15 protein-coding genes and 2 pseudogenes are annotated in these 14297 nt (G+C 64.0%); 2 read left to right on the forward strand and 15 right to left on the reverse strand.

Going from position 1 to position 14297, the window contains the following annotated elements:
• Positions 1-11 precede the first annotated feature (11 nt).
• Positions 12-572: a LysR substrate-binding domain-containing protein gene (locus IWC96_RS09430; RefSeq protein WP_196838787.1), complete on the reverse strand. Its 561-nt coding sequence runs from the start codon at positions 570-572 to the stop codon at positions 12-14.
• Here IWC96_RS09430 and IWC96_RS16000 point away from each other — a divergent pair.
• Both IWC96_RS16000 and IWC96_RS09435 read left to right on the forward strand, forming a co-directional pair.
• The gene (locus tag IWC96_RS16000; RefSeq protein WP_370541125.1) at positions 535-738 is read left to right on the forward strand and encodes an integrase core domain-containing protein; all 204 of its coding nucleotides are present in this window, start codon (positions 535-537) and stop codon (positions 736-738) included. The two genes, IWC96_RS09430 and IWC96_RS16000, sit on opposite strands and share 38 nt — an antisense overlap.
• Before the next feature lie 38 nt (positions 739-776).
• Positions 777-878, forward strand: a pseudogene (locus IWC96_RS09435) (IS5/IS1182 family transposase); the annotation flags it as partial.
• Positions 879-943: 65 nt separating this feature from the next.
• Here IWC96_RS09435 and IWC96_RS09440 read toward each other — a convergent pair.
• The 14 genes and pseudogenes from IWC96_RS09440 to IWC96_RS09505 form a co-directional block, all read right to left on the reverse strand.
• Positions 944-1198 carry a hypothetical protein gene (locus IWC96_RS09440; RefSeq protein WP_196838788.1) on the reverse strand — a complete coding sequence of 85 codons (255 nt, stop codon included), beginning with the start codon at positions 1196-1198 and terminating at the stop codon, positions 944-946.
• Positions 1199-1201: 3 nt separating this feature from the next.
• Positions 1202-1498 (reverse strand): NADH dehydrogenase ubiquinone Fe-S protein 4, encoded by a 297-nt coding sequence (locus tag IWC96_RS09445; protein ID WP_196838789.1) that lies wholly within the window; start codon positions 1496-1498, stop codon positions 1202-1204.
• Positions 1482-2120 carry a hypothetical protein gene (locus tag IWC96_RS09450; protein ID WP_196838790.1) on the reverse strand — a complete coding sequence of 213 codons (639 nt, stop codon included), beginning with the start codon at positions 2118-2120 and terminating at the stop codon, positions 1482-1484. The genes IWC96_RS09445 and IWC96_RS09450 overlap by 17 nt, the downstream gene beginning before the upstream one ends.
• A 208-nt stretch (positions 2121-2328) precedes the next feature.
• The gene (locus IWC96_RS09455) at positions 2329-2976 is read right to left on the reverse strand and encodes an HdeD family acid-resistance protein (RefSeq protein ID WP_196838791.1); all 648 of its coding nucleotides are present in this window, start codon (positions 2974-2976) and stop codon (positions 2329-2331) included.
• Between the two features lie 26 nt (positions 2977-3002).
• Positions 3003-4145 carry a sigma-70 family RNA polymerase sigma factor gene (locus IWC96_RS09460; protein WP_196838792.1) on the reverse strand — a complete coding sequence of 381 codons (1143 nt, stop codon included), beginning with the start codon at positions 4143-4145 and terminating at the stop codon, positions 3003-3005.
• 76 nt (positions 4146-4221) lie between these two features.
• Positions 4222-7128, reverse strand: a complete 2907-nt coding sequence (locus tag IWC96_RS09465) for an ATP-dependent Clp protease ATP-binding subunit (RefSeq protein ID WP_196838793.1) — start codon at positions 7126-7128, stop codon at positions 4222-4224.
• A 185-nt stretch (positions 7129-7313) separates the two neighbouring features.
• Positions 7314-7979, reverse strand: a pseudogene (locus tag IWC96_RS09470) (integrase core domain-containing protein); the annotation flags it as partial.
• 209 nt (positions 7980-8188) lie between these two features.
• Positions 8189-10243, reverse strand: coding sequence for a recombinase family protein (locus tag IWC96_RS09475; protein WP_196838794.1), 2055 nt, complete (start codon positions 10241-10243; stop codon positions 8189-8191).
• Positions 10240-10827: a recombinase family protein gene (locus IWC96_RS09480; protein WP_196838795.1), complete on the reverse strand. Its 588-nt coding sequence runs from the start codon at positions 10825-10827 to the stop codon at positions 10240-10242. The genes IWC96_RS09475 and IWC96_RS09480 overlap by 4 nt, the downstream gene beginning before the upstream one ends.
• Positions 10824-11042 (reverse strand): hypothetical protein, encoded by a 219-nt coding sequence (locus IWC96_RS09485; RefSeq protein WP_196838796.1) that lies wholly within the window; start codon positions 11040-11042, stop codon positions 10824-10826. The genes IWC96_RS09480 and IWC96_RS09485 overlap by 4 nt, the downstream gene beginning before the upstream one ends.
• A complete protein-coding gene (locus IWC96_RS09490) occupies positions 11042-11329 on the reverse strand; it encodes a hypothetical protein (protein WP_196838797.1) in 288 nt (95 codons plus the stop codon). Before IWC96_RS09490 ends, IWC96_RS09485 begins: the two co-directional genes overlap by 1 nt.
• Complete coding sequence (locus IWC96_RS09495; protein ID WP_196838798.1) at positions 11329-11532, reverse strand: hypothetical protein; 204 nt, start codon at positions 11530-11532, stop codon at positions 11329-11331. Before IWC96_RS09495 ends, IWC96_RS09490 begins: the two co-directional genes overlap by 1 nt.
• Positions 11533-11631: 99 nt before the next feature.
• Positions 11632-12333: a hypothetical protein gene (locus tag IWC96_RS09500; protein ID WP_196838799.1), complete on the reverse strand. Its 702-nt coding sequence runs from the start codon at positions 12331-12333 to the stop codon at positions 11632-11634.
• Between the two features lie 141 nt (positions 12334-12474).
• Positions 12475-14244 carry a recombinase family protein gene (locus IWC96_RS09505; protein WP_196838800.1) on the reverse strand — a complete coding sequence of 590 codons (1770 nt, stop codon included), beginning with the start codon at positions 14242-14244 and terminating at the stop codon, positions 12475-12477.
• Positions 14245-14297 lie beyond the last annotated feature (53 nt).

Raw genomic sequence — 14297 nt, forward strand, 5'->3', positions numbered from 1 at the left:
AGTCGCTTGAGCTAGCGATGCCGCAGGGCGTCGATGACGATCTGGAAGGCCGGGAGGTTCTGGCGGCGGCTGGGATAGTAGAGGAAGTAGCCGTCGAAGCCCGGCGACCAGTCGTCCAGGACGACTGCCAATGCGCCGGAGGCCGTATGGGTCTCCACGATGTCTTTGGGGACATAGGCGACGCCGAAGCCGCTGACCGCCGCATCGATCATCGCATAGGGGTTGTTGAAGGTCAGCTGGCCGTCCACCCGGACTTTCAGGCCCTGGCCGTCCTTCTCGAATTCCCACGCATAGAGGCCGCCCGAGGTCTCCTGGCGCATGTTGATGCAGCGGTGGCGGATCAGATCCTGCGGATGATCCGGCCGCCCGTGCGCCGCCAAGTAGGCGGGCGAGGCGACCGCCACCAGGCGCCAGTCCGGCCCGATGCGGACGGCGATCATGTCCTTCTCGAGGCTCTCGCCCAGGCGCACGCCGCCGTCGTAGCCCTCCTCGACGATGTTGCGGAAGCTGTTGTCCACCAGCAGTTCGACGTGGATGTCCGAGGCCCGCGCCGTCATCGAGCGCTGGCGCATCGACTACAACCACGTCAGGCCGCACTCGGCGCACGGGGGACTGACCCCGGAGGCGGTGCGCCTGAACCCCGCGGCCGTCCGGCTGCGCAACTTGATCAGCTCCGCCGCACGGCCGCTCCCGCCGGCGCAGCAGATCGGCTATCAACCCCCTGGGCTCTCACAATGATCGAGGGAGCAGAGGGGGGCACGTCAGGGCACGTCAGTAGGCTCAAAGACTGGCGGCGGGTCGCAACCCGCTACGATCGCTGCCCAACCGTCTTCCTCCCCGCCATAGCCCTCGCCGCAACCGTCCTGTTCTGGCTATGAGTCCTGAGCCTAGCTGATCGAAAAACGCTCTAGACATTCCGTTCATTGTTCTTTCCCGGCCATCGTCACGCCGTCCAGGCCGGGGAATCGGAGGCCGGGAAGGATTCGAGCGAGGCTTCGAGCACCGGATCGAATTCGGCCTGTTCTTGCGACGACAGGTCCACCGTGCCTTTCTGCTCGACCGCGCGCCGGAGGCGGTGATCCGAGCGACCGTGATCCACGCGGGACGGGATGCGGAAGGCTTCCGGCGCATTGGCTCCCTTGTGGAGTCGATGCCGTTCCTCTCCCCGCCAGCGGTCAGGCGCATGCCGGTGAGCCACGTCCTAACGCACGAAATAGCGCCAGTCCTGCCGCTCCGCGAATTCCACGGCGCTTTCGCGGTCGGGAAATTTCAGCCGGATCGAACGGTAGGGATCGCTGCTGGAGGTATATCCCATCAGCGGTTCGACCTGCAGGGGTCGAGAAGGCTCGAATTCCAGTATCCAGTAGTTGGGCCGCGGCGCCGACGTCATCGCGGAACGAGCCGGCCGGTAAATGATCGCGGTCGGAACGTCCCAAGTCCTCATGTTGGTCCCGGGTATCGTCGGCGGAAAGGGCGGGCGGTTATGGCCGCGCATCATGACGTTTCTCCTTCTTAATCTTTGCGACCTCCGCTTCAAAATTGAGATCGTCAAGTTTCTCCATTCGCGTCGAGTTGCGGCGAATGGCGCTCGCCGCATTCGTTGAGGTCAAGGCCGTGTTCTGGAGGACGTCAGATCGCATTGCCGTTGTCAGATCGGCAACGGACTGCATCACCTTTTCGCCGTCAGCTTCGGAAAGCGCACCGTCCGCAAAGCCGGACAACAGGGCGTCGAGAACGACCGCAAAGCGGATCACAACCTCTTCGCTGGCTACCACCGCAAGCTTATGATTGAGAACCCTCAGATCATCGATCAGCCCGGCCTCATGCTTTGCATTCTCGACAATTTCCGCGACCTTTTCTATGCACGACATGTATATGTCGCATTGCTGCTGAAGGATGATCACCCTTCCTTCTTTCCGAAGCTCGAGTTCTGTCTGACGATTAAGGAGAGCGGCGGTAAGTGCGATCGTGACGACGGCGCCCAGAAAGACCATCGTCACCTCTTGGGCATACGGTAGAGGCTCTTCCGACATATACATTGCGCGAAACATAAAATAGATGCCGACCCCAAACGAGGTGGCGACAATTAGGTAGGCAAGATCGCGCAATCTGTAGTTCATTGGCGATCGTCCTCTTTGCAATCTGCCCTCAGCCGAACATTGGGCTTCTCGCAGCTTTGTTCTTCGCCACTCGGCTGCGGGAAAACCGGCGTCGGACCGCTGCCGAAAGGATTGAAACCAGCCTTTAGACAGCGGTCAAAGATTGTCTCGTCCCATCGAGTAAAATCATCCTCGTTGCCGATGGGCCGCCCGGTCGTCATTCCGCGAGTCATGTGCCAGCGGCTTGGTTGGCGTCGGGACCTTTGTCGTGCTCCGTGTGATTGGCGCGGCGCAGCCGCAGGCCCAGCAGGAGCATCATTGCTCCGAAGAAGGCGGCGTAAAAGCCAAGAAGCCAGCCAAGCGCAAGAAAACTTTCGAGCGGGCGCGTCAGCAGCATCCAGGTCACGAAGACCCCCAGGGTGACGGACAGAAGGCCGCTCAGGATGAGCCAGATTTCGCCCTTGATTTCCTTGCGCAGGCGAATCGCCGCCACGATTTCCAGGACGCCGGAGAACACGGACCAGAATGCGATGCTGGCCCAGAGGAATGTCGCAAGCACGAGCGTTGCGACAAATGGCGAGACAACCACGACGACGCCGGTGGCGATCCCCAGGAGGCCGCTGAACATCAGCCAGCCCCAGCGTTTGCCCTTGCGGATGTTACGTATCGCGGCGACGAGGCCGAACACGCCGTCGGCAAAGGCGAACGCGCCGAAGACCAGCGTGAGCACCAGAAGCGATTCCGCAGGCATGACGAAGGCTAGCACTGCGATGATCAATGCGAGCACGCCGCGTAACACGAATGCCCACCAATTCCGGGACAGGCTGCACAGCATGTCCTGCATCTTGTCGGTCGGGTTTTCAGAGGCTGTGGTCATTGGTCGATCTCCTATTCAGTTCCATGTCAGGTGTCGGAGCCGGCCTCCTCGCCGGTTAGGGCGGCGGCCAAGCGGCGGCGATCCTCGATCGGCTGAGGCAGATGCTGCGTGTGAGCGATTTCCCGTTGGATGGGCGCGCGGCCTGATGGATCTCTGACCGACCCGGCTTCGGCAAGCCTCGCGCGTAGTGTCGCGCCCGCATTTTCTGCGATCTCGGCGACCTCTGTCTCGGTCAGGCCGAAAAGGTCTGCCGTCTCCGCGATCGCGGCGTCTTCCAGGTACATCCGATACAGGACGCGGCGCTCGACCGGAGCAAGATCTGCGATAGCCCGGTGCAGTGCCATGGCGATCTTATGACGATCCACTTCGGTCTCGGGGTCTGTGCCGCCGTCGTCGGCGATGAGGTCCTCCAGCATCAGCACTTCGTCGGGCTGGTAGAACTCGAACATCGCCTGATCCGCCTCGGTCGGATCCTCCGCCGGGGCCTCGGGTTCCGCCTCGATGGAGGCGGCATCCTCAGGCACGGCGCGGCGGGCGGCGCGGGATTCTTCCTCGATGGTCTCAAAAGCCAGCCGTTTCAGCCAGTCGCCGACGGAAAACTCCGAAGGCCGATCCTCGAAGCGGGCCAGCCCCTTGAGGATCGTCGCATCGACGATATCGCGAACGCTCAGGTAGCCAGCCGGCACAGACCCGCTACACTCGAGATAGGTCAACTCGCGCCTGACGGTATCGTAGACCATATCGAGATGATCCTCGATCAGGTCAAAGAAGAGCTGGCGCCGGTCCGCTTCCGCCGCATCCCGCGCGGGCGGCAGCGGGGCGCCGATCCGGCGCCGGCGGGCGGGACGCTTGTATTCAGGCTCGTGCTTGAGGCGCGCCACATGCCGATCGACCTGGTGGCGCAGGTCGGCAAAGGCCTTGCGCAGGACAGGCTCGATCTCGAATCCCTCTTCCCGCGCCGCGATCACGCCCGACGGCAGTTGCAGGCGCAGGCTGACTTTGATGCGCTTCTTGCCCCTCGTCTGCGAGGCAACGACTTCGAGCCGGACCAGATCCTCGCGAAAGCGCGCAAGGTGCGGTGCAAGTTGCCGCACCTCTTCCTCGATGACCTCAGGCGCGCGCTGTTGGCCGTGCCGGTCAAGATTGCGAAATGCTCTGATGAGTTTCATGGCGTGTGACCTGCTATCGCTTTCGACGAAATGGGCCGGCGCGACCGTCGTCGCGCCGGGCCAGTCCTTCGCAAAGTCACCCGGCGGATTTGTCGTCCTTGGACTGCACCTCATCCTTGGCCTCGGCCGGGACGTCGGGCGTCGGAGCGTGCGCCTTGCCTCCGGCAACTTTGCCGGACTCGTCGATCCCGGCCTTGGCCTGATCGTCCGGGCTGTCGTCATCGGTGTCCTTTGCGATCTTTTCGAACACGACCTTCTGCTCGTCCGCCGACCAGGCGACGCGGACCTTGTCACCATCCTCGATCCGCCCCGAGAGCATCTCGCGGGCCAACTCGGTCTCCAACTCCGACCGGATCAGCCGGCGCAGCTCGCGGGCGCCGAATTCGGGGCGGAAGCCGACCGCGCCGAAGTGATCCACGACGCTCACGTCGAACTCGAGCTCGACGCCCTGGCCGAGGGCGGTCCGTTTCACCCGGTTCAGCTGCAACCCCACGATCTGGCGGATTTCCGACTGGTTCAGCGAGTGGAAGACGATGATCTCGTCGATCCGGTTGATGAACTCTGGCCGGAAATGACCGCGCAACACCTCCATCAGCTCGGATTTCTGCTTTGCCTCGTCGAACTCCTTGGTGCCGCGCTTCTTGAGGTTGCGCTGGATGATGTCCGAACCGAGGTTCGACGTGGCGATGATGATGGTGTTGGTGAAGTCCACCACGCGCCCCTTGCCGTCGGTCAGCCGACCGTCGTCGAACACCTGCAACAGAATGTTGTAGACATCCGGGTGCGCCTTCTCGATCTCGTCGAGCAGCACGACCGAGTAGGGCCGACGGCGCACCTTCTCGGTCAGTTGCCCGCCTTCGTCGTATCCGACGTAGCCGGGAGGCGCGCCCACCAGCCGGGCGACCGAGTGGCGCTCGCCATACTCGGACATGTCGATGCGGATGATTGCGTCCTGATCGCCAAAGATCACTTCGGCGAGCGTCTTGGCCAGTTCCGTCTTGCCAACCCCGGTCGGCCCGAGGAAGAGGAATGTCGCGGTCGGGCCGCGTCCCTCGCGCAGTCCTGCGCGCGCCAGGCGCACCGCATCCGCCACGGCGCGGATGGCCTCTTCCTGGCCGATGACGCGCTCGTGCAGCTTCTCCTCGAGCTTGAGGAGCTTGTCTTTCTCCTCGGTGGTCAGCTCGGTGACCGGAACGCCGGTGATCTTCGAGACGATCTGCGCGACATGATCGGCGCGCACCTCGGCGGTGGCGGAGGCCTGGTCGCGCTTCCAGATCTCCAGAAGCTCGTCCAGTTCCTTCTGCTTCTGTTCGAGTTCCCTCTTCAATTCCGCTGCCCGGTCGAATTGCTTGCGGGCTGCGGCATAGTCCTGCTCGCGCTTGATCTGCGCGACCTCGGCCTCCAGCTCCTGGACGTCCACGGGGCGCGCTGTGGCGCTGATCTTCACACGTGCGGCGGCCTGATCGATCAGGTCGATCGCCTTGTCAGGCATGAAGCGGCCAGTGATGTAGCGGTCCGAAAGCTCGGCCGCCGCGACGATGGCCTCGTCGGTGATCGTCACCTTGTGGTGAGCCTCCAGCGTGTCGCGCAGACCCCGCAGGATCATGATGACCTGAGCGACCGTGGGTTCCTCGACATAGACCGGCTGGAAGCGGCGTTCGAGTGCTGCGTCCTTCTCGATATATTTCTGGTACTCGTTGAGCGTCGTTGCACCGATCAGGTTCAGCTCGCCCCGCGCCAGCGCCGGCTTGAAGGTGTTGGCGATGTCGAGACCGCCTTCGCCGCCGCCCTGGCCGGCGCCGACGATGGTATGGATCTCGTCAATGAACAGGATCAGACTGTCCTTCTCCTCGGTGATCTCCTTGAGGATCTTCTGCACCCGCTCCTCGAACTCGCCCCGATACTTCGACCCGGCCACCATTGAGTTGATGTTGAGCTCCACGAGCCGCTTGTCGCGCAGTGCCTCGGGCACCTCGCCCGCGACGATCCGTTGTGCGAGCCCCTCGACGATGGCGGTCTTGCCCACGCCGGGCTCGCCGATCAGCACCGGATTGTTCTTTTTCCGGCGGGCCAGCACTTCGATCGTCGTCTCGATCTCGCGGGCGCGGCCGATGACGGGGTCGAGCTTGCCCTCGCGGGCGAGCTTCGTCAGGTCACGGCTGAACTGGTCGAGATCGGGCGTGCTGGAAGGCGCCTCCACGCGGCCTTCCTCGGCACCCTTGCCCACGACCTTGGTCACCTGCTGGCGCAGCGCCTGCGGCGTCAATCCGTATTTGCGCAGGATCGACGCGGCCAGGCCTTCACCTTCCTCGGCAAGGCCGATCAGCAGGTGCTCCGGACCGACATAGGAATGGCCGAGTTCGTTCGAGGCGATGAAGGCCCGGTTCAGCGCGTCCTTCAGGCGAGGACTGACGCCGATTTCGCCCTCCGTCCTGGCCTCTCCACGCTTCGCTTCCTTCTCAACCTGGCGCCGCAGGTCGTCCACATCGACCTTGAACTGTTCCAGGATCGTTTTGACGACGTCGGACGAGGTCAGTGCCAGAAGCAGATGTTCGGTATCGACCTCGCTGCGCCCGAATTCCCCGGCCTTCTGTGCTGTATCCTGCAGCAGCTTGTTGCCCTGTTCGCTCAGCCGGTCGGCGATGGTGCGTCCGCCGCCGCGCCGCGATCCACGCCGCGGCGCGCCCTCGCCGAAAGTGGCGTCGACGACAGCGTCATCGCCATCACCCGTAGAGCCGAGCGTGCCGCCTCGCAGCGGACTGTCACCAAAGAGGCTGCCGAAACCGCTCTCGCCGAAGAATTCGTCAAGAAGGGAACGCCGTCCGAACAGGGACTCCAGCGGCGAGGCGCTGCGCCCCGACCGGCGCGCCATTTCGCTGTAATGCTGGTCGCAAAGCTCCATGTTCTGAACCCTGCCGTTCACCGACGCGCGCACGCGCGCCGTCGCCGGGCGACCGCAAATATCGCAAGCTCCGTTTGCCATTCGTCTTCTCCGTTTTCATTATCCGGTCGGGGTTGTTCGCCTATCATCTGCGCCAGTGACAGTGTCACGCAGCGACCGCTTCCGTTCTTTTCACCTTGGACCCAATTGCCACAAGATTGGGCTCGTCCAGTGTCTCTCGTTGCAGGAGATCCTGCGCCGATTGCTCGAGAATATCCAGATTGTTTTCAAGAAGGGTGAGGGTGCGCTTGAACACGCCATTCCCACGTAGCTGACATGGGGTGATCCGGTTTTGATGTTAGTTCATGGGCGGCCTGACGCCATCGTTGGGTTGGGCGAGCGCTCGCCCACGGCACGATGTTTCTGCTGCGAGGGATAACGGCTTCCGGCACCGGCGGTCGGTATTTCAGAGCGCTGTGGGGACGCACGGCGTTGAAGCGACGCCGCCACGCCTCGATCTGCACTTGGGCCTCAGCCAGGCTGAAGAAGGTCTCATCGTTCAGAAGTTCATCCCGAAGCTTGGAGTTGAAGCTCTCGCAGTAGCCGTTCTCCCAGGGGCTGTCCGGCTCGATATAGGCGGTTTGCGAGCCGACGGCGGCGATCCCTTCACGCAGCGTCGTGGCAATGAACTCCGGTCCGTTGTCGGAGCGAACATAGGCTGGAGGCCCGCGCAGGATCATCAGGTCCGCCAAGGTCTCCAGCACATCGGTGGAGTTGAGCCTGCGCTTGACCCGGATCGCCAGAGCCCCCCGCGTGAACTCGTCGATCACGCAGAGCATGCGGAACTTCCTGCCGTCCTGGGTGCGGTCCTTGACGAAGTCGTAGGACCAGACATGGTTGGGCCGCTCGGCGCGCAGCCGCACGCACGACCCGTCGTTGAGCCAAAGGCGAGAAGGAGGTCGTCGCCGTAGGCGCCGCGAGCCCCCGCGAAGATGCTGGGAGACAGTGTGGCCGCGAAGGGCCCGTGAGGGTGCTGGGTGGTGGGTCGATCGGAGGGAGGCATGGGGCCGCCCGCGCGGCCGTAATTGAGGGTCATGGTACAAACCTCGGGAGAAGATGGGAGGGTCAGGAAGCCGCGAAGGCGGAGGGCGTGGGGCTGTGTCTAGTCGGGCTTCCTCCCCTTCTTGCCGATCGTCACCACATCGGCCGTCGGGGCCCCGAGGGAGATCGACGGGATAGGCATGGGCTCGGAGATCGGGGCCTCGTTGCGCGCACGCCGCCGCCATTGCTCGTCGGTCAGGGGCAGCCGGTTCGACACCCAGGACGTCGAGGGCAGGCCGCCCTGGATCGGGCGCGCATCTCCTTCGGCCCGCAGGTAGGCGAGCGCCGCCTTCACCCGATCCGAGAGCGGCTGAAAACGGCCATAGTCCGGCGTTACATTGTCGGCCTTGGCGAGAATGTCGATCAGAGCTGAACGGCCTACGGGAACCCCGGATTCGACCAAGGCCGTCGAAATCAGGGCCAGGTCGGCGAAGCCCTGAGCATCAGGTGTTCCATCATCGCCAAAGAAATCAACCCAGTAGCGGAACTCCAGGTTCGCGAGATCCTGACGCATTTGAGTACCTGAAGTGGACTGGGTCTCGTGACCGTCCGCCGCGCGGCCCAAGAGGGCGTTAAGGCGGCCGAAGACGGTGATCCGGACCGGCCCGATGCCGCGCTTGTGCTCCTTGGCCAGCAGGATGGGCTTGATCTCGATACGCTCGATGAAGCTGCGCAGGATGTCGCGGGCGCGCACAGCGTTCTCGTCAGCCCCCTTCAGATGGGTCTTCAAGTCATCCAGCAAGACTTCAAGACGGGCGACCACTGTGGCGGCATCCAGGATCGGCGCCGGTTCGGGCGGACGGCCCTTGATCTCGCGCTGCAGGTTGCGGCGCTCGATCTCCAGCCGCGCCAGTTCCTCGGCCAGCACCTCGCCCAGAATGCCTTTGCGCATCTGAGCCACCAGATTGGCCTTCTCCTCCTCCAGAACCGCCAGGCGCTTGGCGCCACCCTCAACACGCTGCTGATGTTCCTGGATCGCCCGGGCGACCTCGGCGCGGTATTCCGCCAGGAACGGCTCGATCAATTCGGGCTTGAGCAGACGGCTTTTGATGCCGGCGAGAGCGGTGTCTTCGACAACCTCGCGGGCGACGCGGCGACGGTTGTCACACACGCCTTGAACCCGTCCCTTGCAGCCCAGCTTCTCCTGCAGCGTGGTGTACTTGGACCCACAGCAGCCACAGTAAACCAGGCCAGTCAGAGGATACTCCACGCGCCGGCGCTCGTGCACCTTCAGGGACCCAGCAGCCTCAAGCCGCGCCTGGACCGTCTCAAACAGCTCATCGTCGATGATGCGCAGATGCGGGGATTCGCTGCGCGTGCGGGCGTCCTGAGACGTCACCTTGATCGTGACCGTGCCCTTGGCGCGGTTGTGCTTACGCGTGGTGGCGCCGTACTCGTTGACGCCGATGTAGAGCCGATTGCGCAGGATGCCGGTGCCGGACGTCTTGTTGCCGTAGAGGGTGCTGGACTGCCACGGTTTGCCGCGGGGGCCGGGCACGCTTTCCGCGTTCAACTGGCGGCTGATATCCAGACCGCTAAGGCCTGCGGCGGCCATGCGGAAGATGCGCTGCACGATCGCGGCCTCTTCCGGCACGATCTCGCGGTGACCGCGCTCGCCATTGGGCATGATCTTTTTCCGGTAGCCATAAGCCACCGAACCCGCGTTCAGGCCGCGACGGACCATGCCCGACTGGCCACGGCGGACCTTCTCGGCTAGCCCGCGCACGTAACGGGAATTCTGGGCGGCCTTGAACGCCACATCCACATCGTCAACGATCCCGGAACTGACCGTGCAAACGACGATGTCCAAGGCCTCGAGTTCCTCGATCACCAGATGGGTGCCCGAGGGAACCCGGCTCAGGCGATCGAGGTCTTCAGTCAGGACAATGCTGAACTTGCCGCGGTCAGCGTCCGCCATCATGCTGAAGTAGCCGTCGCGGCCTACCCAGGTGGTGCCCCTGCGCTCCGCGTCGACGTAAACGCCGACCTCGACCCAGCCGTGGCGCTGGATGTAGTCACGGCAGAGAGCGACCTGATCTTCGATCGACATAGGCGACTGAAGCGACGAGGAGTAGCGGGCGTAGATGGCGACGGGCGTGCCGGCCGGCGGCATCATTCGCCGTCCTCCTGGGACGCGGTAGGCTGGTCCGAAGCACCTTCCTGGTTCAGGCGACGGCAGACCTCACCAACATCGAGCCCGCGGGCGAAGAGGCTATAGATGCGCCGCACCACCGCCTCGTCAGGACCCGTGATTTCGCGGAGGATCGTTGCCGAGGACTTGCGGCGACCGCGCCCGCCCGAGCTCCCAGCATTGCTGCTGTCCATGGCCGCCTTGAACTGAACACCCAGGGTATCAAGCAGGCCCGACTGCACGGTGCAGACAGCGATACCCAGATCGTCGAGTTCCCGGACGATCTGAAGCACCGCGCTCGGGCTGCGGCTGAGGCGATCGATGTCGCTAACCAGCACCACGGAGAACTCGCCTCGCCCGGCCGCCGCCATCAGGGTGAAAAAGCCATCTCGATTAGCGAAGGTCGAACCGCTGCCCGCCGCATCGGCATAGACGCCAGACTCCGTCCAACTCTGATCTTCGATGAAGTTGCGGCAGGACGTGATCTGGTCATCGATCGCGACCGCGGCGGGCGTCGTCGCCTTGCGAGCGTAGATGGCGGCGCGCGTCTTGGGAGGAGGCAACTTCATTCGCCGCCCTCCGGTTCGGCATCATCCTGCGACGGGTTGTGCGGGACTTCGCCCGGCGTGACGTCACGGAAGACGTGGACCGGCTCCCGTCCGCGCGTCCGCGACTGGGCGCGCAGGTGGCGCATCTGCTCTTTGAACGGATTTTCCGGAGAGCGATCGCTCGAGTAGCGGGCATAAGTGGCGATCCGCGCGCCAGGGGGAGGCTTGGTGCTCATTAGGGGACCTCCTCGGGATTGACAGTGAAGAGACCGGCGTCCGGAAGAGCGATAGCGACCGCCTTCCCGTCCAACTCGGTCAGGATCACATCGACCTCGTCGTGCGACAGGCGCGTGAGCAGGCGTTTCATTCCCTTGCCGAGGACCATGTCGGCCGGATCGCCGTCGACCATGACCACGCGCAGGTCGAGGGCGCGGGCCGTGCAGCCGAGCTCTCCCAACGTATCGGTCCAACGGCTGCCGTTTCCGTAGCCTTGCCCATGCAGGGCGACGCGACGCCCCGCCATTACAGCATCTCCTGAACGTGCTGGCGCGCCGACAGACGGGCCAGGCACATCATCAGCGGCAGCAGGGCCGCGTCGTCCTTTTCCAGACCGGCGGCGGCCTCGGCCTCGCGGGCCGAAAGGCGTTGGGCGGCGATCATCCCGCCGTGGGACGGGTCGCGCACCGGCATGGCCGGAGCGGCGCCCAGATCAAGACGGTGGTGCATGACCAACCTCCTCGTTGATACAAACGGTATCTACGAGATGGCGGATCGGGAATAAGGAGTCAAGGTATCTATTGTTGGCCGGACGCGGGCGTGCGGCTGCTAGCCATCCTTCACCGTGTGATGCAGGGACATGAGGAGGGGAATGCCGACCTCGATGGTGATCAGATTGTTTTCCGGCGCGTCGGTCTCTCGTCGCTGCTGCGCCCAGGTGTCCGGATGAGCGTAATAGCCGTGGAAGGCGTCAGCATCCTCAAGCGAACGCCAGACCCAGCCGAGATGCACCTCGGCGGCCAGCGCCGGCGGGTGAAAGACGATCCGGACCGCACGCGCAAAACCGGGCATGAAGCCCGCTCCGGGCAGACGCAGTCTCTGTGCGGCCCGGCGCATGGAGAACTCAGCCCCGCTGACGCCGCCCTCCACGTCGGACCAGAAGGAGTCATAATCCTCCCCCCAAGCCTTCAACTCCGGCGCCCGCGCGATCATGCCTTCGACGACCGCCCCGAAGTTCTCGGCGTCGCGGAGCCAGGTAAAATGTTCCGGCAGGTCCTCTCCCTGCATGGTGGCTAGGTGGTCCGCCACATCGAGAGTGAAGCCCCGCATTCGATCCACGGCCTTCACCGCACCTGCGGGGTTCATGTCGCCGCAGGCGCCGATCAACAAGGTGGCGGCGTCGCGAAACGTCATCTTGGCGCCGCCGGCGCCCCGCCGCGTGGATTCGATCTCGCTATCGTTACGGAGTTGCCGAGCGATGTGGGCGATGGTCGGACGACCGCGCGGGTCATGGGCGGAGAAGGCGTCCACGAGGGCGGGCAGTCGGGCCAAGGCATGATCTCCAAATGAACATCGAAGACCATTCGACCCACGCGCCGGACAGCCTATTGTTACAATCAGTCCTAACTCTGAGCCACTAGCCCGTCTAGAGAGCACCCCGCGATCGACGCCTTACCGGCCCTTTCGATAACGCGCGATATAGGCCGCCAGCCACCCCTTGGTCGTCGGGTTGGTGCGAACCCAAGCCACGTCCTCGTCGCCGAATTGTGGAAGCTTCGCGGTCGCTAGAGCTGCCAGTTCGGCTTCGTCCACATCAGGATGCGTATGCTCCATGAACCCGAGCCCATCGAACCGGGCAACCACTCGGCCATCGTTGTCGAAGATGCAGCCCAGGAGGCCGTTCGGCAGGAACAGGCCGATCTGCCGGCCCTCCTCTGGGTCGTCGCTGCAGACGACGGTGCAGCCCAGGCCGACGATGGCGTTATGGACCCGCAGGCGAGCTTCCTGCCGGACATCACGGTCAGGGTCATCCAAGGCTCCCCGGATTTCCTGAACTCGCTGCAGATGCTCGATCGGACTGACGGCGCCTCGGGCGACCTCCAGCGCCTTTGCGGTGTGCTCGCGCTTCGAGACCAGGTCCTTCACCACTCTCTCGGCGTCGACCAGCTTTGCTTCAATGGCCGGCGAAGCGCCGAGGCGGCCGAGCACTTCGACCCAGCGCTCGATCTGCTCGTTCTGATCGATGATGGTCTTGTCGAGTTCGGCCAGGGCCAGCGCGAGATCGGCGGTCTGGTCGGGCAAGGAGAAGTAGCGGTCGTCCAGGACGAGGTGCAGGATTTCGTCCAGGGCAGCTCGCTCGAAGGGCTCGTATCGGAACATGGCCTTCTGGCTGCATCCGCGAGCCCGGGCGGCGAAGTTGCATTTCCAATATCGGTTCGGATTCGGCTGGCCGCTTGTGCGCAAGTGCATGCGATTGCCGCACTGCTCGCACAGGACCACGCCGGCGAACAGGTTGGCCACGCCCCGCGTGTGACGACCGCCCTTCCTCGGACCCGTCTTTCGCGCTTCGATCTGGGCGCGCGCCCGCGCCACCAGATCCGCGTCAACGATCCGGGGATAGTAGCCGCGGACGGGCTCTTTGAATTTCGTCCGCCTCGCGCTGGTGTTGGAGAAGCCCGGCACATAGTCGCCCTCGACCGAAGGCTGGCTCAGGATCATCTTCACCGCGCCGATTTCCCAAGTCGGCGTCGATGTCGCTTTGCGCCATTTTCCCCACGCTGGCACACCGCGTTCATTCAGTTCCTTGGCGATCCAGCCAGCCCCCTTCCCTTGGGCCGCCATCTCGTAAATCTGCCGGACGAGCGTGGCTCTCTCCTCGACGATGTCGAAGCCGGTGCGATCCGGTTTGGCGACCAGCCACCCCGGCGCCTTCGCGGTGATGATCTGACCCGTGACCCGGGCCCGTTCCATGTTGCGGCCGATCCGGTCCAGCACGCGCTCGGACTTCTGCTGGCTCTCGTCGTGGGCCAGCTTGGCCCGCATGAGAATCTCGAAGACGCTCATCAGGTCAGCCTTGAGGCTGGCGTCATCATAGATTCTGGCCCCATCGACGGTTGCGACGGTCAGGCCGGCCGCGCAGATGTCCTCCATCCAGCGCAGGGTCAGGCGTGTCTCCTGACGGGATAGGCGATCCAGCTTTTCGACGACCAGGACGGTGTCTCGCCCGATCTCACCACTCCGTACCCGCTCGGCCAAGCGGCCCAACTCGCCAGCGGAGAGATGGGCTCCGCTCCAGGCGGACTTCCCCAAGTCTTCGATCACCTCGCGCACAGGCCAGCCGTTCCTGGCGCAGAACTCCTGGCACAGCTCCAACTGCCGTTCGCGGCTGGCTCCCCTCTCCTGCTTGGGAGTGGAAAAGCGTATATAGATTAGGGCTTCCATCTAGGATCAGGCGCATGAGGGTCGCGGGTGATCCTAGTGCCATCAGGCGTTTG

The organism is Brevundimonas sp. BAL450 (assembly GCF_015767455.1).
Taxonomy (GTDB): domain Bacteria; phylum Pseudomonadota; class Alphaproteobacteria; order Caulobacterales; family Caulobacteraceae; genus Brevundimonas; species Brevundimonas abyssalis.